The organism is Acidobacteriota bacterium (assembly GCA_033549365.1).
GTDB lineage: Bacteria > Acidobacteriota > Aminicenantia > Aminicenantales > Saccharicenantaceae > JAWSUF01.
The window spans coordinates 15,140-32,341 of record JAWSUF010000012.1; the positions used below are offsets into that span (position 1 = coordinate 15,140).

Below are 17,202 nucleotides of genomic sequence, written 5' to 3' on the forward strand. Positions count from 1 at the left end.
CTGATCCGGGATCAGTGTTCTTCGGAGGCTTTTTCGGCCCCGTAATAATCCCGGGTTTTCATGTGATCTTCCAGGGTGCAGAACCGCTGCGGTTCCGTGCCCGGAATGAAAACTTCACGGAAGGGAAACAGGCAGACGGGTGAGACCAGAAGCCCGGTTTTCCGGTCGATATCGGCGAAACTGAGGTTGGGAGGGATTTCGAACACTTCCGGGATGAGTTCCTCGCCGGCCTCGGCGGCCGCCGCTTTTTTATCCTCGATCACTTTCCGGAAAAATTCCATCCAGACGGGAAGTGCGGCCACGGCGCCGGTTTGCCTCGGGCCGAGCGGAATCTGGTTGGTGTCGTAACCCATCCAGACTCCTGCGGCGAGCGTGGGAGAAAATCCCAGAAACCAGGCATCCGTGAACTGGTCCGTCGTTCCCGTTTTACCGCCCAGCGGCCAATTCAGACTTCGGGCCGCCCCGGCTGTCCCTCTCTGGACGACGCCCTGGAGAAGAGATGTCATGATATAGGCCGTCTGGGGGGAAATCACTTCCTCGGTTTCCATCCGGTTTTCCTCCAGGATGTTTCCGTCCTTGTCCTCGATCCGCAGGATGAACCGGGGTTTGACCCGAACGCCCTTGTTGGGGAAAACGGAAAATCCCGAGACCATCTCCATCAGGGTGACGCCGAACGTCCCCAGGCTGAGGGACAAATAGGGATAGAGGGTCGATGTGATTCCGAAGCGGCGGCAATAGGTCACACCCGTCTGGGGAGAGACATAGTCCAGGAGTCTGGCCGTGATGACGTTGCGCGATTCTTCAAGGCCCTTGCGCAGCGTCACGGCGCCCTTGTAGACGCGGTCGTAATTCCGGGGTGTCCAGGGTTCTTCCGACCATCGATCCTCGAATGTGACGGGCTCGTCGACCAGGACGCTGGCCGGAGTAAAACCGTTTTCAATGGCCGCCGTGTAGAGGAAGGGCTTTATGGCCGATCCGGTCTGTCGCGTGGCCTGAGTCGCCCGGTTCCACTGGCTCCGGCTGAAGGAATATCCGCCGACCATGGCCCGGACATGCCCGGTCAGGGGATCGACGGCCAGAAAGGCGCCCTCGACAAGAGGCTCCTGCTCCAGTGTGACACGCAGCTCTTTTTTATCCTCATCGACGGCTTTGATGTCGACCTGAATGACGTCTCCCGGCTTGATGAAGGCGTCCAGAAATCGGTTCCGGGTCCAGGCGATGCCTTCGTTTTTGAGGACCCCCGTGTATCCTTTGACGCGGACGGACGCTTCGGTTCGGCCCGCGGACATCACGATTGCATCCGTCACCTCGCCGACGGCGGCGCCGGCACCGGACCAGGCGGGCAGCCAATGGTCGTCGAGACCGTCCACGCCGGCTTCGATCAGGTTTTTCTTGTCCGGGCGCCAGCCCTTGAGTTTGTCGAGGACGCGGAGCTGCCGGACAAGGGCTTCCTCGGCATATTTCTGCATGGGAACATCGAGAGTCGTGTAGATTTTAAGACCCGCCCGGTAAAGACCGTCGCTTCCATACCGGGCCTCGACATATTTGCGGACTTCCTCGAAGAAATAACCCGCGAAGTCCGAACTCGCCCGCCTTAAAGGCAGGACCTCCAACGGCATCGCCTTGAGATCCTCGGCTCGCTCCCGGGTGATATGACCCACTTCGGCCATGCGGTTGATGACATGGTTTCTCCGTTGAAGCGTGACCTGGGTGTTGTTGTAGGGGGAATAGACTTCGGGTCCGCGGAAAATCCCGGCTATGAGCGCGGCTTCCTCGACGGCCAGATCGGAGGCGCTTTTTCCGAAAAAGAGCTGGGCGGCGGTTTCGACGCCGTAAACACCGTGGCCGAGATAGTACTGGTTGCAATAGATTTCGAGAATCCGCTCCTTGCCATAGGCTTTCTCGATCTTCAGGGCCAGAAACATTTCCCTGAGTTTCCGCCGGAGTGTCTGGCGGCGGTCGAGAAAGACCATGCGCGACAGCTGCTGGGTGATGGTGGACCCTCCCTGAAGCCGGCGGCCGCGGCGGCGTTTCAACGAGAGATAGTCCTCTTTGACGGCCCGCATAATCCCTTTGATATCCACGCCGTTGTGGGAATAGAACCGGGGATCCTCCGTGGCCAGAATGGCTTGAATGAGCACGGGGGAGATCCGATCAAGCGGCACCTCGATCCGGCGCTCCTCGGCAAATTCCCGGACCGGTTCCCCGTTTTCGGCGTAGACGGTCGTAATGATTTTTGACCGGATGTTTTCCAACTCCGTCGCCGGAGGGAGGTCGTGATGGACGGCCATATAGGAACCGAAAAGAGCCCCCAGAAGAGCCGCGGCCCCCGCAAGTCCGCACCAGAACAGAATCCGTCCAATGCGGATGTGCTCCGGTTTTTTTATTTTGATCTTAAGAGTCGGTCGCTTCATCTTTACGGGTCGCAGAAGAAATTAATATATCAGATCCCGGACGGATTCCCAAATCTCCCGGCCGATTTCACGGGAGGTCCGGCTGCCGTCGACAATGACAAACGGCCGGCCCTGAAACGATCGGAAAATCGTCCTGACCTCCGCAAGATAATCTTCGCGCTCGAAGAGCTCGTGGCGGGTCTTGCGGCCGGAGATCCGGCCGAGGCTGCTCACGGGGTCGATATCGATGATGAAGACGATGTCGGGCCGTATTGCGAAGCGTTCGTTCAGGCGGCGGATTCGGCCGCGGTCGATCCCTTTGGCCCCCTGATAGGCGATGGTGGAGAAGTAGTAACGGTCGAGAACAACGATTTTTCCGGCTGCAAGGGCGGGGGCAAGATTTCGGTCGACGTTGTCGCGCCGGTCTTTCTGAAACAGATCGAGTTCCTCCTCGGGCGTGAGCGATCCGGCGGATACGGCCTTTTTGCGGATTTCCCGGCCGTAAACCCCTCTCGAGGGCTCCCGGAAATAGACCGCCGGGTATCCCCGGGCTTTCAGGCGCCGGACAAGAGATCGGGCCTGGGTCGTTTTTCCGGAGCCGTCGATCCCCTCGAAAACAATGAGAAGTCCAGGCATTGCGGTTGATCTCTCCTCTCCGGGGGATGGTAACCGGAATGGCCCGCGAATGCAACGTCCGGAACGATCCGGCGGTTCATCGAAGTGAAAAGCCCGGGCCGGATTGCCGGCCGCGTTGAAAACGGACTTTGAATATGGTAATTTAGAAATGAAATCAGGGAGGCCATCATGAGGAAAACAGCAGTTGTCGGTGCGGCCGCATTCGTTCTCGGCCTTGTCACCGCGGGATATATTTTTTTCCAGTCCGGGGACAGGCCCGGTTCGATAAGCGCAACATTTGAAAACAAACCGGAACCGAATGCTGCGAATCTTCTGTTTGCCGCCTCACAAGAAAACAAAACCAACCTGGATTTTGTCGCCATCACGGAGAAAATGGGGCCGGCCGTCGTGAGCATCGAGGCCAAGCGGGTCGAGAGGCGAAGAACAATGGGGTCCCAGGAAGAATGGCCCTTCGACGATTTCTGGAACCGCTTTTTCGGACAGCCCCGGGGCCGCGAGGAGGAACGCCAGTATACGGCCCAGGGCACCGGCTTTTTTATCAGCAGCGACGGATATATCCTGACCAATAACCACATTGTGGAAAACGCCGCCTCCGTGACTGTGAATACGGTCCAGGGGAAAGAATATCCGGCGGAAATCCTGGGCACCGACCCGCCCACCGACCTGGCCCTGCTCAAGATCAAGGCCGAAAACCTGCCTTTTGCGGAACTCGGCGATTCGAGCCAGCTCCGGGTGGGAGAATGGGTTCTGGCCATCGGTAATCCGCTGGGCATGGCCCATACCGTCACGGCCGGAATCGTCAGCGCCAAGGGGCGCCAGATCGACGCCTCCAGCTATCAGGACTTCATTCAGACCGACGCCGCCATCAATCGCGGAAACAGCGGAGGACCACTCATCAACATGCGGGGCGAGGTCATCGGGATCAACTCCAACATCCTGACACCGACGGGAGGCAACATCGGCATCGGCTTTGCCATCCCCTCGAACATCGCCGCCAACGTCGTCGCCCAGCTCAAGGAAGAAGGTCGCGTCGTCCGGGGCTGGCTGGGAGTCGGAATCCAGGATGTCACGGAAGCCATCCGCAAGCAGTTGAAGCTCAAGGAAAAGGCCGGGGCCGTCGTCACCACGGTCGAGCCGGGAAGCCCGGCCGAAAAAGCGGGTCTCCGTCTCTATGACGTCATTGTTTCGATCGACGGCGAACCGATCAAAGACGGCCACGACCTGAGATTCAAGATCGCGGACATCCGGCCGGGCAATAAAACGAAAATCGACATCATCCGCGACGGCAAACTCGAAAGCCTGACGACGGTCCTCGAGGAAAGGGAATCCGACCAGGGCCCGGCTGCGGCTTCCAAAATGGAAAAAGACATCGGGATTTCCGTCACCGCTCTGACCCCCCAAATCGCCCAGAGATACGGTCTCCAGACCACCGAGGGCCTGCTGATCACCGAAGTCCGCCGCGGCAGCGAGGCCGCCCAGCGGGGGCTGAGGACGGGCATGATCATCCTTGAGGTCAACCGGACGAAAGTTACGGCCGTCCGGGATTTTGAAAACATTTTGAAGAAAACCGAATCCGGAGACGAAATCATTCTTCTCGTCCGCATCGATACCCAAGGACGGTCTCCCCAGGACATGATCATTTCCGTCAGAGTCCCTTGATGCGGATATCCAAGCTCCATTCCCTGGGAAACGATTTCCTGGTTCTGACCCCGGGAGAGGAGGTCGAGGAGGACAAACTCTTCTCCTTCGCCCTTTCCGTCTGCGATCGTCACACCGGCGCGGGCGCGGACGGTCTGCTGGTCCTCTCGTTTGCCGACCGTGAACGGAACCGGATCCGTTTCCGCATTTTCAACCCCGACGGAAGCGAAGCCGAAATCTCGGGCAATGGACTGCGCTGTGCGGCGGCCTGTCTGTTTCACCAGGATCTGGTCACGAACTCAACCATTCTATTTCTGACGCCGTCGGGCGAAAGGACCTGCCGTCTCGTCAGCCGGCGGGATCACGCCTTCGAGATCCGGATCGAGCTCGGCGAACCCAAGTTTTCGTCCGACGACATCCCCTTCGACGACGGCCGCTCTCACGAAACCCTGATCGACTATCCCCTCTCCATCCAGAAACGGATCTATCCCATCACCTGCGTCTCCATGGGCAACCCCCACTGCGACCTCTTTTTCGACCGGTTCCCGTCCCGGATCGAATGGCATCAGATCGGACAGGCCATCGAAACGCATCCGTTCTTCCCCAAGAGAACCAATGTCGAATTCATCAAGGTCGTCAACAAGCAGGAGATCGAAGTCCTCTTCTGGGAACGCGGCGTCGGAGAAACGCTCTCCTCAGGCAGCGGCTCCAGCGCCGCCGCCATCGCGGCCATGTTGAAAGGATTGACGGATCACAACGTGCGCGTCCGGACGAGTTTGGGAGAGGCGATCGTCGAATGGGTCGACGGGAAGGTCCTCCAAACCGGACCGGCCGAAGTTATTTTCGTCGGCGAGTATTTCCCGCGGTCCGCTTGACGGAAGCTTTAAGCGCCGGCCTTTTTTTCGCGCCGAAACTCTTGACCAGGGCGGCTTTGAAAACATCCCGGATATCTTCGGCAAAAATGAAATCCATATCCCTGCGGACATTGCGGGGAATATCGACGAGATCCTTGCGGTTGGCCTGGGGAAGGACCATCGTTTTCACGCCCGCCCGGCGGGCCGCCAGAACTTTTTCCTTAATCCCGCCGACCGGCAGGACGTTGCCCCTCAGGGTGATCTCCCCGGTCATGGCCACATCACCGCGAACCTTGATATCGATGCAGGTGGAGAGCAGCGCCGAGGCCATGGTGACGCCGGCGGAAGGGCCGTCCTTGGGGATGGCGCCTTCGGGAATGTGGATATGAAAATCATTCTCGGAAAACAGGCGGGCTTCGATGCCGAATTCCCGGGCGTGTGAACGGGCATAGGTCAGGGCGGCCTGAGCCGATTCCTTCATGACCTCGCCGAGAGATCCTGTTAAAGAAAGGCGGCCTTTGCCGGGCATCTTGGAGGCCTCGACGAACAAAATTTCCCCGCCGGAAGCCGTCCAGGCGACTCCGGTGGCGATGCCGACCTGATCCTTCTTTAAAATCTGGTCCTTGAATATTTTCGGCGGGCCGAGCAGCTTTTCGGTGTTTTGCGAGGTGATGAGCGACCCCCCCTTCCGGCCTTCAGCGACCCGGCGGGCCACCTTGCGGCAGACGGAGGCGATTTCGCGCTCCAGATTGCGGACGCCGGCTTCGCGGGTGTAAAGGGAGATCATTTTCTTGATGGCGCCCTCGGTGAAACGGATGAGCCCGGCGTTCAGGGCGTTTTCCTCAACCTGTTTGGGGATGAGGTGCTTGACGGCGATGGACAGCTTTTCCTCCTCCGTATAGCCGGGGAGCCTGATGATCTCCATTCTGTCCCGGAAGGCCGGCTGGATGGGATCGAGCAGGTTGGCGGTCGTGATGAACATGACCCGGGATAGATCGTAGGGCACGCCCAGGTAATGGTCCCGGAACGAGTTATTCTGCTCCGGGTCCAGAACTTCCAGAAGGGCCGACGACGGGTCGCCCCTGAAATCGGCTCCGATCTTGTCGACTTCATCCATCATGAAGACGGGGTTGTTGGATCCCCCACGGCGGAGACCCTGGATGATGCGGCCCGGCATGGCGCCGACATAGGTCCGCCGGTGGCCGCGGATCTCGGCCTCGTCGCGCACGCCGCCCAGGGACAGACGGATGAATTTTCGTCCGAGGGCGCGGGCTATGGAGCGGCCGAGGGAGGTTTTGCCCACTCCGGGAGGCCCGACAAAGCACAGGATCGGGCCCTTGGCCTGGCGGGACAGTTTCCGGACGCCCAGGTATTCGAGGATTCTTTCCTTGACCTTGTCCAGCCCGAAATGGTCTTCGTCCAGGATCGCTTTGGCTTTGATCAAATCCAGGTTGTCCACGGTCGTTTTGTTCCAGGGAAGAGCAAACATCCAGTCGAGGTAATTCCGGACCACCGTGGTCTCGGCCGATTCCGGATGCATCTGGCTCAACCGGACGATCTGTTTCTCAAGTTCCTCCCGGACCTCCTCGGCCACTTTCAGTTTCTTGAGCTTGCTCCGGTAGGTCTTGATCTCCTCCTGGATCTCGCTCCCTTCACCGAGTTCCTTCTGGATGGCCTTGAGCTGCTGCCGGAGATAATACTGCTTCTGCAGCTTGTCCATCTCTCCTTTGGCCTCGCTCGAGATCTTGGATTGAACATCCAGAAGTTCCAATTCCCTGGCCAGAAGCTCGTAAACTTTCTTGAGCCTCGGATGGGGATCGACGATTTCCAGAATGTCCTGGGCTTCGGGCACCTTGAGTTCGAGATTCGAAGCCGTGAGATCCGCCAGACGGCCGGCCTCTTCGACATTGGCGGCGATGATGAGGACTTCGGGCGGAATGCTTTTTCCCATGGAAGTCGCTTTTTCCAGACCGGACCGGACGTTGCGGATCAGGGCTTCGCTTTCCAGGGTTTTGTCCTCGCTCTCGGGCTCATGGACGACTTCGATGCCGGCATGGATGGCCGTGCCGTCATCCTCGAAAGACGTGATCCGGGCCCGAATCAGACCCTGGGCCAGAATCCGGACGCGGCCGTCGGGAAGCTTGAGCATGCGCATGATCAGGGTGACCGTGCCCATTCCGTAAACGCCGTCCCGATCGGGATCCTCATCCTCCATGTTTTTCTGGGTGACGAGAAGAATCATCCGGTTCGAAGCCAGAGCTTCGTCAATGGCGGTTTTGGATTTTTCGCGGCCCACAAACAGGGGGGCGATCATATAAGGGAAAATGACGACATCCCGCAGCAGAAGCACGGGAAGCCGGGCGGGGATCTGCAGTTTCTGTTCCTGATCCGAACCGGTTTCGGTTTCGTCCGCGATGTTCTCGATCCGTTCGCCGTTCGGGTCGTCTATGACGGCCATGCGTTATGTCCTCCTCGATCGTCTCCGGTCTTTCTTTTTATATGGAGAGATTCACAATCTTTCAGCTTTCCTGGGCTTTCGAGATTTATTTCTCTTTGAGCAGCGTGTCGAGTTCGTTCCGAAATTCGTCAACATCCTTGAATTCGCGGTAAACCGAGGCGAACCGGACGTAGGCGACCTTGTCGAGATCCTTGAGCCTGTCCATGACGAGCCGTCCGATGTCCGCAACGCCGATTTCCCGGTCCGGCCTCTCCTGCAACATGGCTTCGACCTCTTCCACAGTGGCTTCAAGCTCCTGGACGGGAATGGGCCTCTTCTCGCAGGCGGTCAACATCCCTTTGAGGAGCTTCTGGCTGTCGAAAGGCTGGCGCGAACCGTCCTTCTTGACGACCATGAGGGGAATTTCCTCGATTTTCTCATAGGTGGTGAAGCGGCGCCGGCATTTCAGACATTCGCGTCTGCGCCGTATGGAAACCCCGATCTTGCTCTCCCGCGAATCGATGACCTTGCTTTCCTGAAACCCGCAGAAAGGACACCTCATGGATCCGCGCTTTCACCCAGTTTCTTCAACTGAAGCAGGGACAAACCGTCCTTCCACAATATAGCATATCCGATGAGACATGTCACCACAACCTGAACGGCATGAACGACAATGGTCATGCTGACGGCCATATTGGGGTCGATATCGGGAAAGAGGGACATGATGCCCATGCGGCTAAAGAAATGAAACCCCCCGACCATGCCCGGCGTCGGGATGGAGGCCCCAATCATGGTCAGGAACACATACGGGATCAGGGTGAAAAAGGGCACGGGGTGACCGTAGGCGAAAAAGAGGATCCAGTAATAGAGGACGATCCCCAACCAGACAACGAAGGACATCGCTGCGTAGGCAAGGAGATTGCCCACCGAATGAAAAAACTTGAGGCCCTCGATGAATTCACCCGCGAGATTGAGGACTTTTCCGGAAAACGCGGCCGGAAAAGGACGCAGGAACCAGGCGAAAACCCTCAAGGTTCTCTCCCTGAAAAAATAAAGCGACAGACTGACAAGGAGCACGGCCAGGGCGGCGCCCGCTCCAAGGAAACCGGAAAACTTCAACAGCTTTATGGTTTCCGCATCAACCTTGAACAGGGAGTCGTAAAGAGGTTTTGCCAGGAGGAAAAGGGCGAGAAGCGTGCACATGGTGAAAACATCGAAAATTCTTTCCACAACGACCGTGCCGATCACGAATCCTTTGCGCATTCTTTCTTTTCCTGCCAGGTAAAGCGGCTTCACGAGTTCTCCCAACCTGCCCGGAAAAATGAGGGTGACGGTGAATCCGACGGCATTCCCGGCGAACATGTTTGAGAACTTGACGTTCGGTTTCTCATGCACGAGAAGAAACCGCCAGCGCAGGGACCTCGTCACAATGTGAATGGGGACAAGAAAGACCAGGAGCAAGGCAAAAACGGGCTTGACCCGCGTCAGGTGGCCGATGACATCGCTCCAATTCACACTCCGGAAAAAGAAATAAAGAAAGGCGAGGCTGAGAAGAAAGGCCAGACCAAAACGCACGATATTTTTTTTCATGACAGGCGGCACATCATAACACAGGCTTGTCCGGAGATTCAACACGCCGCTCCCCCTGCGTTCCGGAGAGCTGTGAATCCGGGTGATTTTTTTATTGATAAATCCGGCGGTTTTTATTAAGATAAGAGTCTCTGCTGGGAAGTCGTCCAACGGCAGGACACATGACTCTGGATCATGGAATCTAGGTTCGAATCCTAGCTTCCCAGCCATCCCCTTCCCTATTCAAGGAGGCGTGTTCCGCCCGAGATTCGAACAACATGGACGGGCGGGCGCTTGCCGAAAGCCGCCTCGTAGTCGCCTTCGACGACTCTTCGAAACTCGGAAATCGCAACCTCTTCGACAAGGTTGATGGTGCAGCCGCCGAAGCCGCCGCCCATCATTCGGGAGCCGTGGACACCGGGCCGGCGGGAGGCGCTCTCGACCAGCACATCGAGTTCCGGGCAGCTCACTTCGTAATCGTCCCTCAAACCGGCGTGGGAGGCCGACATCAAGCGCCCGAAGGCCGCGATATCACCGCGGGAGAGAGCCCCGCAGGCTTCGCCGACACGCCGGTTTTCCTGAAGGACATAGACGCACCGGCGAAAAACGACGGGATCGAAAGCGCTCCGGCGGTCGGCCAGCATTTCGAGGGTCGAGTCGCGCAGGCTGCGGACGGAGGGATCGAACTCCTGAAGCACGCGAACGCCGTCCTCGCATTGGGCGCGGCGTGCGTTGTATTCCGTTGAGGCCAGCTCGTGCCGGACGAGGGTGTCGCAGACGACGATGCGGAGGGTTTCGAATTCGAAGGGAATATATTCATAATCCAGAGTCCGGCAGTCCAGTTTGAGAGCCGTCCCGGCCCGGCCGTGGATATTGATGAACTGATCCATAATGCCGCAGCGGACGCCGACGAATTCGTTTTCGGCCTTTTGGGCCAACTTGACGATCGTCCGGGAATCGAGTCCGAGCCGGAAGAGATGGTTGAGGGCGAAGGCCAGACCCGCCTCGACGGCCGCCGAGGAGGACATCCCGGCTCCGATGGGGATGTTGCCGCCGAAGACGCAATTCACGCCGCGCACGGGAAGTCCGGCCCGAAGCATCTGATCGAGAACACCGAGAAGATAATCCGGCCAGCGGAGCGGTGAGCGGTACAGGGCATCCATTTCGCAACGGAATTCCTGCCCGAAATCGAGAGAGACGAAATGGCAGACGTCATCCTGACGCGGAGCGGCGGCAAAAACAACGGCCCTGTCCGTGGCCGCCGGAAGAACGAATCCCTCGTTGTAGTCGGTGTGTTCACCGATCAGGTTGACGCGGCCCGGAGACAGGAAAAGAGCCGGACGTTCGGAGAACTTCTTTTTGAACTTTTCGGCGACGGCCGCGATGACCGAATCCATCGTTGTCTCTCCCTCCGGTCTGCATTTTGCACCGGGTTCTCTCTTAAAAGAGGACGTCCGTGCCGGCGGATCGTCTCACTCCGGTATGCTTATTAATATGAAATGCCGCCGGATGTGTCAACACTCGGGCCCCGGCGTTTTCCGCGACGGGATGGAGATCGACGATGTCCTGCGCGAAGCCGATGAGGAGATGTACCGAAGCAAACGGGCTTCGAAATCCTCCGTCACATCCTAATGTCATGTCCTGTTGGCGGTTTCAGCTCGTATCCCGTTCAGATTTTCGATCCGGGGATTCGGACATTGTTTGATCAATTCGTTCAATTCAACTTCGGCTCTGATTAGCCACGATCCAGGCTTGGGCGTGAAAAGAACTTAAGGGAGGCGATAAGCGCCTCCCGGGAGCACCTGAAAATGGCCGGCAAAGGGGGAAACAGGCCGATTTGCCCGGGAAAGGAAACCCGGACACCGGAAATGCGTATAAAAACGATAGAGGAGGGCGAAAATGACGGAACGTGTTCAACCCATAGCCGCCAGTCAAAGGATTCCGCTTCTTGACATTCTCCGGGGCACGGCCATCTTCGGCATTCTGGCCGTCAACATGCCACTGATGAACGCCCCGGTCACGACCATGCTGGCCTCCATCCGGCTCTGGGAAGGTCTCCCCGACAGGATTATGGAGGTTGTCATCAAGCTGTTTTTCGAAGGCAAATTCTACACTCTCTTCTCGCTGCTTTTCGGCTACGGCTTCTGGCTCTTTCTCAACAAGCCGGTATCCGAAGGACGAACCATTCTCCCCCTTTACGCAAGGCGGGTGTTCATCCTCCTGTTGATCGGCATCCTTCACATGGTTCTTCTCTGGGCCGGGGACATCCTGATCTTTTATGCGCTTTTCGGTTTTCTGCTGATCCTGTTCAGGAAGGCCTCCGACAGAAAAATCTTCCGCTGGGCACTCGCCTTCATCCTGATCCCCATCATTCTCACCGTCCTCATGACCCTGATGTTCAGCCTGGCCTCCATGGATCCGAAAGCCGCGGCGGAGATTCAGGCCGGCATGAACGCCCAGGTCGAACGACTCAACGCCCAGGTCATGACGGCCCTCGACGTCTATGCCCGGGGGTCTTTCGCCGAGATCGTCGGGATGAGAATCACGGAGTGGCTGACCCTGCTGCCCGGTCTCCTGTTCTTCTATCCCAACGTCATGGCCATGTTTCTTCTGGGAATGCTGGCCGCCCGCCGGGGGATCCTGGCCGACATCGAAAAACACCTGCCGGCCTTTCGAAAGATTTTTCGTTGGGGATTGATCATCGGGCTTCCGGCCAACATCATCTTCGCCTGGGTTTCCTATCATGGGCAGCCGGGCGATCCGACCTGGCCCAACGCCCTCGGCGTCCTGTGTTTCGGTTTCGGCGGGCCGGCGCTGACCCTGGCCTATATCTCGGGCATCGCCCTGCTGTTCCGGAGGGGATTCCTGAAGCCGGCTGCGGACAGGCTGGCTTCGGTCGGACGCATGGCCCTCACGAATTACCTGATGCAGAGCATCATCGGCGCGATTCTCTTTCATTCCTACGGTTTCGCTCTCTACGGAAAAGTGAGCATCTGGCAGAGCTTCCTTCTTACCATGGTGATTTTCGCGGTCCAGGCCGCGCTCAGTCCTCTCTGGCTGCGCCGTTTCCGGTTCGGCCCGGCGGAGTGGGTTTGGAGAAGCCTGACCTATTTGAAGCCGCAGCCGATGAAATCCACAAAATAAGGATTGCCCAGAAAGCCGGATTATTGTAATAAGAATATATGGCTCACAGGACCGGAAAATCAGGCTATGAGCAGCTCATCAAGCGACTCAACAAGTTTCCCCAGGGCGTAACGCCTTCCAAGCTCCTCTACGAAATTCTCAAGATGCTCATGAGCGAAAAGGAGGCTTCGCTCGTGGCCCTGATTCCCATCAAGCCTTTCACCGCAAAGACAGCCGCCCGAGCCTGGAAGATGCCTCTCCCCGAGGCCGAAAAGGTCCTGGAGACCCTGGCAGGCCGGGCGCTTCTTATTGATGTTCAAGGCCGAAAAAACCGGTATTACGTCCTGCCGCCGCCCATGGCCGGGTTCTTCGAATTTTCGATGATGAGGCTTCGCGGCGACATCGACCAGAAAGCCCTGGCCGAACTTTTCTACCAATATATCACCGTCGAGGAAGATTTCATCAAGGCGCTGTTCACCCAGGGTGAAACCCAGCTCGGCCGGGTTTTCGTCAACGAATCCGTTCTGACGAACGGCAACGCTCTCCACGTCCTCGACTACGAGCGGGCGAGCGAGGTCGTTAAAACGGCCTCCCATCGGGGCATCAGCCTCTGCTACTGCCGGCACAAAATGGAGCATGCCGGCCGGGCCTGCGACGCGCCCCAGGATATCTGCATGACCTTCAATACCACGGCGGCCTCCCTCGCCCGACACGGCTATGCCCGGTCCGTCGACGTCGCCGAGGGCTTGGCGCTCCTCGACGAGGCCCGGGAACGCAATCTCGTTCAGTTCGGCGAGAACGTCAGGAAGAGCGTGGGTTTCATCTGCAATTGCTGCGGCTGTTGCTGCGAGGCCATGATCGCCCAGCGCCGCTTCGGACTTCTCCGGCCCGTTCACACGACGAATTTTCTTCCCGAGATCGATCCCGTTTCGTGCAACGGATGCGGCGAGTGCGTGGCCGTCTGCCCCGTCGAAGCCATGACCCTGATCTCCGCCAACGACCCGGCTCACCCGCGGAAGAAAAAAGCCAAGCTCGATGAACAGGTCTGTCTGGGATGCGGCATCTGCCTCCGAGTCTGCAAATCGAAGAGCCTCCGGCTCGTCTCGAGGCCCGAGCGGGTCATCACGCCGCTCGATTCCACCCACAAGGCCGTCCTCATGGCCATCGAGAGGGGCAAGCTCCAGAATCTGGTTTTCGACAACCAGGCGCACGCCGGCCACCGGGCCATGGCCGCGATTCTCGGGGTCATCCTGAAGCTTCCGCCGATCAAACAGGCCATGGCCTCGAAGCAGATGAAATCGCGCTATCTCGAAACCCTGATCGCCCGCCTTTGAACCCAGGGTTGTCGATCTTGCTGCGGTTTTATGAAGGGATTTTCCGCAAGGGCTTTTTAAAATCGCATCCCGGATGACGACTTCGGCTGATGCCGGGAGTACCCGGACCGGCCGGACTTCCTGTGCAAAAGGGAAAACATCTTAGAGAGAAATCTTGATGCCCACCCTTAAGGAGAATCCGGAAAAGTCCAAAACGGCATCCCGGATATTTTTGACCGGATCGGAAAAGTTGATCTGGTTGGGATCCCGGTCGAAGAGTTCCAGCCAGGGATAAGTGTTGTTGTCGAAGCTCCATTCATAATAGTAGAGCTTGCCGGGCATGGTGACATCGGCTCCCGATGAATTCTTTTCGGAATATTCTCCCTCGAATCCTCCGAACCTTGCATATCTCCCGATACCGTCGACCACAAGGGCCATGTTTCGCGACAGCCGGTACTCCAGGCCCAGGCCGCCGTGAAATCCGATCCCCCCGCCGTGGGTCTTCGTCACGTATTTTGCCCAATACGAGGACCCCGGTGCTTCAGAGAGAAAATCCATGGATTCCTGCCATGTCGCCAGGTAGTAGGCCGCACCGGCATTGACAACGACATGGAATCTGCCTCCTTTCAGGAGAGAGTAGAAAACGCCCAGTTTGACGGGGACAGCGCTGAGCGACGTCCCCCGGTCGACCGTCACGACCCGTCCCGACCATTGGGAGACGATCCGGCTCTGGCCCTTATCCTTGCCGGCGTGGATATATCCGACACCGAAGCCGATGTCCAGCCGGCTGTTGAGTTCATAGACCACCTCGGCTTCCCAATTCGTTCCCGTGTGGATGCTCTCGGTTTCTCCCTCGACGGATATCCCGGATCCCGGTTGCCGCTCGCGGTCCCGCATATAAGCAGAATAGGAGGTCCTGTTGGCGGAGGTATCCCCCCCGTCAAGATATCCGAGCCCGCCGGTGAACCTGACGGCAATGCGGCGACCGGGGCCTTGTGGCGCGGAGGTTTCAGCTGAGGGAACCGCCGGCTCCATGACCGGAGCGGCCTCTTCGGAAACAGCTTCGATGGGGACGACCTCCGCGATATCGGCCGGGCCGGCCAGGATCTCTATCGTGCTAACATGAATGTGGCCGATGATCGAAGTCTCATCTTGGCCCGGCTGAAAGGCGACCTTGAACCAATCTCCGATCCTCTCATCGGACTCCAGGATCGTCCCGGCATGGACCTTCCCGATGATCCGGCTTTCCAGATCGGGGTCAAGCCGGATGTTGGCCGTCGTCACCTTGACCCTCAGCTTCACGGTTTCGGCCCGGGCCCATCCCACACTAAAAAGAAAAACCAAGAAAACCGCACAAACATAAAAGCATCTGACCCGCATCTCTCCCTCCTTATATCCTCAGAGATTAAACCCCTCTCCAAAGGAGTGGCCTGTTGCATAAGCGGGTTGGAGACAGCATCGGCAACGCCCCTGATTAACAAGACCTTACTGAAATTTTAGTCCGAAACTGCCGAAATGTCAAAACCGCCCATGCGTAACGATGGAGTTCGCTTTCGAAGGCGACCTTTCGCCGGGGATCTCTCTCGAAATCGACCGTCTTGAAGTTGACGACAACCCACTCCCTGTCTTCCTTGAAGTTCATGTCGATCGCGCCACGGACAACTCGCCGCAGATCCGCAGCTAATTATAGAAATCGAGCCGCGCGGGTCAGGCCGGTTGAGCGGGGCGAAATGAGACCCGAAAATCGACAAAATATCTTCTCTCGGAATCAGTGCTATTCACGATAATGACTCGACCGGAGGGTCAGCGTCCGACAGGAGCTCCTGAAAGACATCCTCCGGCGGCGGAAGTCTCTCGGCGGTAAAAACGAGCAACCGGGTGCCGACCTTGCCCTCCGGCTCTAGGAAAGAAAGTCCATCCTGTTGAAAGGGAATGTTCATTGCCGCCCCTCTGAGATTGACATCCCCCCGCCCGCTTCCCCCACAGAGACCCTCGTGTTTTCCGCCAAGGAGCTTTCTCACGGGACCCTGTTCGGTCTGGGCCCCTCTACGCACCCTCCCCCGCTTCCAAAAGCTGGCCGCTCTGGCTGCTGGAAGTCGTACATAATAAACAACATTCGCTTTTTCTATCTGCTTTGGCTGCTGGATATTGTTGATATTAAATAAGATCTAAAAAATCGCGAAATTGATATTTTCCTAAACATAATATTATCAATATGATCCAGCAGTCAAAGTCGAAGCTAAAAAGGGTTCAGGCCATGTGGATTTCTGAGGGGAATTGACACCGGCCGCCCGCGTGATAGAATTCACCATGAAAGGTTTCCTTATGATCGAAGCGAAGCGGCGGATCGATGCCTTGGCGGCCGATTTCGGCCTCCGGCTCCTTTACGCCTTCGGCAGCCGCGCCCAAGAAGCCCTCGCCTTGGTGAAAGGGAAAAAGCGTCGTCTTGCCGCCGGGCCCGCCGACCTCGACATCGGGATCATGCCGGAAAAACAGTTGACCATGAGGGAAAAAGTGAAGATAGCCCAGTCCCTCGAAAGCGTTTTCGGCGTCCCGCGAGTCGACCTCGTCGTCCTTCCCGATGCTCCGGCCTTTCTTGCGCTGGAGATAGTCAGAGGGGAGCTGCTGTATGCGGCCGACGAGACCGACGAGGCCGAGTACCAGCTCTACGTCATGCGAAGGGCCGCGGATATTTATCCGTTCGAGAGGATCCGTCGCGAGGCCGTTTTGGGGGCAGGTCGATGACGAGCGGGAAGATCAGCGAAGCAGTCGTCTCCCGAAGGATCGAATGGGTCAAGGAAATGCTGGCGGCCATCGAAGAGCTTCCCCTGCGGACCAAGAAGGACTTCCTGCGGGACCGCCATCACGCGGCCGCGGCGGAATCCTACTTGAGAAGAGCCCTCGAGGCCCTGTTCGATATCGGCCGGCATATTCTGTCGAAGAAGTTCGCCAGCCCGGTCACGGAATACAAAGAGATCGCCCAAGGGCTGTTGGAAAAGAAAGTCCTGACCCCGAAGGAGGCCGAGCTTCTGAGGGACATGGCCGGTTACAGAAACAGAATGGTGCATTTCTATCATGAAATAGGGCCTCAAGAACTTTATGAGATCTGCCGGGATCATCTGAAGGATGTCCGCAAGGTGCAGGCGGGCTTGGTTCGCTGGATAGCAAAGAACCGCGTTTGACATAACCTCGCCCTCGACATATATTGATTCACGAAGGGTTTAAGGGGCATGAATCTC

Annotated in this window: 15 protein-coding genes and 1 tRNA gene; 9 read left to right on the forward strand and 7 right to left on the reverse strand. The window is 57.7% G+C overall.

Annotated elements, in window-relative coordinates; genetic code table 11:
• Positions 1-11: 11 nt before the first annotated feature.
• Together SCM96_13250 and tmk are read right to left on the reverse strand one after the other, a co-directional pair.
• Positions 12-2,414: a PBP1A family penicillin-binding protein gene (locus SCM96_13250; protein MDW7761585.1), complete on the reverse strand. Its 2,403-nt coding sequence runs from the start codon at positions 2,412-2,414 to the stop codon at positions 12-14.
• Between the two features lie 21 nt (positions 2,415-2,435).
• Positions 2,436-3,029: a dTMP kinase gene (tmk, locus tag SCM96_13255; GenBank protein ID MDW7761586.1), complete on the reverse strand. Its 594-nt coding sequence runs from the start codon at positions 3,027-3,029 to the stop codon at positions 2,436-2,438.
• A 168-nt stretch (positions 3,030-3,197) separates the two neighbouring features.
• On the opposite strand from tmk, the gene SCM96_13260 reads away from it, so the two are divergent.
• Positions 3,198-4,688 carry a Do family serine endopeptidase gene (locus tag SCM96_13260; GenBank protein ID MDW7761587.1) on the forward strand — a complete coding sequence of 497 codons (1,491 nt, stop codon included), beginning with the start codon at positions 3,198-3,200 and terminating at the stop codon, positions 4,686-4,688.
• Positions 4,688-5,542 carry a diaminopimelate epimerase gene (gene dapF / locus SCM96_13265; protein ID MDW7761588.1) on the forward strand — a complete coding sequence of 285 codons (855 nt, stop codon included), beginning with the start codon at positions 4,688-4,690 and terminating at the stop codon, positions 5,540-5,542. Before SCM96_13260 ends, dapF begins: the two co-directional genes overlap by 1 nt.
• Here the strand turns inward: dapF and lon are convergent.
• The 3 genes from lon to SCM96_13280 form a co-directional block, all read right to left on the reverse strand.
• The gene (gene lon / locus SCM96_13270) at positions 5,505-7,979 is read right to left on the reverse strand and encodes an endopeptidase La (protein ID MDW7761589.1); all 2,475 of its coding nucleotides are present in this window, start codon (positions 7,977-7,979) and stop codon (positions 5,505-5,507) included. The two genes, dapF and lon, sit on opposite strands and share 38 nt — an antisense overlap.
• A gap of 85 nt (positions 7,980-8,064) precedes the next feature.
• A complete protein-coding gene (gene nrdR / locus SCM96_13275; protein ID MDW7761590.1) occupies positions 8,065-8,520 on the reverse strand; it encodes a transcriptional regulator NrdR in 456 nt (151 codons plus the stop codon).
• Positions 8,517-9,548 carry a lysylphosphatidylglycerol synthase transmembrane domain-containing protein gene (locus SCM96_13280; protein MDW7761591.1) on the reverse strand — a complete coding sequence of 344 codons (1,032 nt, stop codon included), beginning with the start codon at positions 9,546-9,548 and terminating at the stop codon, positions 8,517-8,519. Before SCM96_13280 ends, nrdR begins: the two co-directional genes overlap by 4 nt.
• A 135-nt stretch (positions 9,549-9,683) precedes the next feature.
• Here SCM96_13280 and SCM96_13285 point away from each other — a divergent pair.
• Positions 9,684-9,757, forward strand: a tRNA-Gln gene (locus SCM96_13285).
• 9 nt (positions 9,758-9,766) lie between these two features.
• On the opposite strand, the gene galK is transcribed toward SCM96_13285, so the two are convergent.
• On the reverse strand, positions 9,767-10,924 hold the full coding sequence (galK, locus tag SCM96_13290) for a galactokinase (GenBank protein MDW7761592.1): 1,158 nt from the start codon (positions 10,922-10,924) through the stop codon (positions 9,767-9,769).
• Between the two features lie 112 nt (positions 10,925-11,036).
• Between galK and SCM96_13295 the strand changes: the two genes are divergently transcribed.
• From SCM96_13295 to SCM96_13305, 3 genes are all read left to right on the forward strand, one after another.
• The gene (locus SCM96_13295; GenBank protein MDW7761593.1) at positions 11,037-11,159 is read left to right on the forward strand and encodes a hypothetical protein; all 123 of its coding nucleotides are present in this window, start codon (positions 11,037-11,039) and stop codon (positions 11,157-11,159) included.
• A 267-nt stretch (positions 11,160-11,426) separates the two neighbouring features.
• Entirely contained in the window at positions 11,427-12,671 is a 1,245-nt protein-coding gene (locus SCM96_13300; GenBank protein ID MDW7761594.1) for a DUF418 domain-containing protein, read from the forward strand.
• Between the two features lie 38 nt (positions 12,672-12,709).
• Positions 12,710-13,984: a 4Fe-4S dicluster domain-containing protein gene (locus SCM96_13305; GenBank protein MDW7761595.1), complete on the forward strand. Its 1,275-nt coding sequence runs from the start codon at positions 12,710-12,712 to the stop codon at positions 13,982-13,984.
• Between the two features lie 141 nt (positions 13,985-14,125).
• Here the strand turns inward: SCM96_13305 and SCM96_13310 are convergent, their stop codons facing one another.
• Positions 14,126-15,343, reverse strand: a complete 1,218-nt coding sequence (locus SCM96_13310) for an SH3 domain-containing protein (protein MDW7761596.1) — start codon at positions 15,341-15,343, stop codon at positions 14,126-14,128.
• Positions 15,344-15,503: 160 nt separating this feature from the next.
• Here SCM96_13310 and SCM96_13315 point away from each other — a divergent pair, with 160 nt between their 5' ends.
• The 3 genes from SCM96_13315 to SCM96_13325 all read left to right on the forward strand — a co-directional run bounded on the left by SCM96_13315 (position 15,504) and on the right by SCM96_13325 (position 17,145).
• A complete protein-coding gene (locus SCM96_13315; protein MDW7761597.1) occupies positions 15,504-15,647 on the forward strand; it encodes a hypothetical protein in 144 nt (47 codons plus the stop codon).
• A 626-nt stretch (positions 15,648-16,273) separates the two neighbouring features.
• Positions 16,274-16,708: a nucleotidyltransferase domain-containing protein gene (locus tag SCM96_13320; GenBank protein MDW7761598.1), complete on the forward strand. Its 435-nt coding sequence runs from the start codon at positions 16,274-16,276 to the stop codon at positions 16,706-16,708.
• Complete coding sequence (locus SCM96_13325; protein ID MDW7761599.1) at positions 16,705-17,145, forward strand: DUF86 domain-containing protein; 441 nt, start codon at positions 16,705-16,707, stop codon at positions 17,143-17,145. The genes SCM96_13320 and SCM96_13325 overlap by 4 nt, the downstream gene beginning before the upstream one ends.
• The last annotated feature ends 57 nt before the right edge of the window (positions 17,146-17,202 follow it).

Excerpts from the sequence above, each read along its gene's own strand:
- SCM96_13325 (MDW7761599.1), top strand. The coding sequence starts at position 16,705 with ATGACGAGCGGGAAGATCAGCGAAGCAGTCGTCTCCCGAAGGATCGAA.
- SCM96_13260 (MDW7761587.1), top strand. The coding sequence starts at position 3,198 with ATGAGGAAAACAGCAGTTGTCGGTGCGGCCGCATTCGTTCTCGGCCTT.
- SCM96_13280 (MDW7761591.1), bottom strand. The coding sequence starts at position 9,548 with ATGAAAAAAAATATCGTGCGTTTTGGTCTGGCCTTTCTTCTCAGCCTC.
- dapF (MDW7761588.1), top strand. The coding sequence starts at position 4,688 with ATGCGGATATCCAAGCTCCATTCCCTGGGAAACGATTTCCTGGTTCTG.
- SCM96_13295 (MDW7761593.1), top strand. The coding sequence starts at position 11,037 with ATGTGTCAACACTCGGGCCCCGGCGTTTTCCGCGACGGGATGGAGATC.
- SCM96_13320 (MDW7761598.1), top strand. The coding sequence starts at position 16,274 with ATGAAAGGTTTCCTTATGATCGAAGCGAAGCGGCGGATCGATGCCTTG.
- SCM96_13315 (MDW7761597.1), top strand. The coding sequence starts at position 15,504 with ATGGAGTTCGCTTTCGAAGGCGACCTTTCGCCGGGGATCTCTCTCGAA.
- galK (MDW7761592.1), bottom strand. The coding sequence starts at position 10,924 with ATGGATTCGGTCATCGCGGCCGTCGCCGAAAAGTTCAAAAAGAAGTTC.
- tmk (MDW7761586.1), bottom strand. The coding sequence starts at position 3,029 with ATGCCTGGACTTCTCATTGTTTTCGAGGGGATCGACGGCTCCGGAAAA.
- SCM96_13300 (MDW7761594.1), top strand. The coding sequence starts at position 11,427 with ATGACGGAACGTGTTCAACCCATAGCCGCCAGTCAAAGGATTCCGCTT.
- SCM96_13250 (MDW7761585.1), bottom strand. The coding sequence starts at position 2,414 with ATGAAGCGACCGACTCTTAAGATCAAAATAAAAAAACCGGAGCACATC.
- lon (MDW7761589.1), bottom strand. The coding sequence starts at position 7,979 with ATGGCCGTCATAGACGACCCGAACGGCGAACGGATCGAGAACATCGCG.
- nrdR (MDW7761590.1), bottom strand. The coding sequence starts at position 8,520 with ATGAGGTGTCCTTTCTGCGGGTTTCAGGAAAGCAAGGTCATCGATTCG.
- SCM96_13305 (MDW7761595.1), top strand. The coding sequence starts at position 12,710 with ATGGCTCACAGGACCGGAAAATCAGGCTATGAGCAGCTCATCAAGCGA.
- SCM96_13310 (MDW7761596.1), bottom strand. The coding sequence starts at position 15,343 with ATGCGGGTCAGATGCTTTTATGTTTGTGCGGTTTTCTTGGTTTTTCTT.